Here is a 1346-nt window from a genome sequence, read left to right as displayed (position 1 = left end):
AAATCCGACCGCGCTGGCGAGTCGGAGATTGACTGGAGGATGGAACGTGATAGAAGTGTTGAAAGCGCGCGGAGTTGGTCGGATTGGGTGTGCTTGAACGTTCGGCTGAGAATGAGTTCGCAAGATTCTATCAACCTGCTACCCACGGATCTCCGCGAATACCTTAGTGAAAATTCAGGGGCGGTTTTGGCATTGAACCCTGCTAAGAGGAGTCACGTAAACGTTGAGAACGTACGTTTAAAGAGGCTCAATGACTTGGAAATCACGGAGGTTCCACTAGACAGCGCAGACTACGGTCTAAATTGGGAATCTCACGGCTTGGATCCTTCAACCGAACGCCTTGCCGAAAATCGCCTGTTCTATAAATTTCGGATAATCGACCTCATTGCGGAGGAACTTGATGGAAGGTTTGGCGAGTATGGTATTTTTTCTTGGTTTTGCGACCTTGAACGATACGGAACATGGGACGAGACCCACTACGTAATTTACACGTTTCCTGAGACCACGTGGAGTGACATAATGAAGGAACCGATGAAGTATATTAATGCTCAATGGGAACCTGATAACGTCGTTTGTGAACTTCTAGTTCCATGGCTAGAGCAGCATCTTGGTGTTGATATGAACCGATTTAGGTTGCCGCAATCTGACTTGACTGATGAACCCTGGTGGTAGCGACTGAGCCAGAAGAATCAAACCGATGCAGAACAATGCGCAGCACCACAAATCCGACCGCGCTGGCGAGTCGGAGGTTGACTGGAGGAGGGAGCGTGATAGAAGTAGTGAAAGTGCGCTGAGTCGGTCGGATTGGGTGTGCTTGAACGTTCGGCAAGAAAATGGAGCTACTAACTCGATATGCTTTCGGTTTCGATCTCGAGGATTACGATTTTCGGAAACATGGCGCATTACCTCGATACGTAGGCGTCACTGGCTACAGTCACAAGGACGCGTTGAATCTAGTCTCGCGGTGGATGTTTCGATCAGATGTTTGGCCCAGAATCGCAGACATTTGGGTGGATTTCGATATGGATTTGGTTGATGAGTTGTGGGGCGTGGCGAATTTGGGGAACCCTGCGGGGAAAGGGATTTGGATGCCAGCCTTGAATCTTTTTTACGGTGTAGATGACGGGCGAAATCCCCCATATCGACCACATGCCCGCGAATGCATTGAGAGCGATTTTTCCGGAGCCAAATGGCACGAGGCTAGTCCTGCGAAAGCATGAGCCGAACAATGCGCCGCTGCCAAACCCGTCCGCGTTCTGGGTGACCTATTGACAGATTGCTTGAATGCTGTAGAACTATTGAAAGCTCGCTGAGCGGACGGTTTGGCAGGGCTGGAACGTTCGCTT

1 pseudogene is annotated in these 1346 nt (G+C 50.1%); it reads left to right on the top strand.

The annotated features are described in order from the left end of the window. Positions 1-672 (top strand): annotated as a pseudogene (locus IE099_RS20570) (hypothetical protein); the annotation flags it as partial. Between the last annotated feature and the right edge of the window lie 674 nt (positions 673-1346).

The organism is Roseibacillus persicicus, from assembly GCF_014651675.1.
Taxonomy (GTDB): domain Bacteria; phylum Verrucomicrobiota; class Verrucomicrobiia; order Verrucomicrobiales; family Akkermansiaceae; genus Roseibacillus; species Roseibacillus persicicus.
This window is presented reverse-complemented; position numbering and strand designations above follow the sequence as displayed.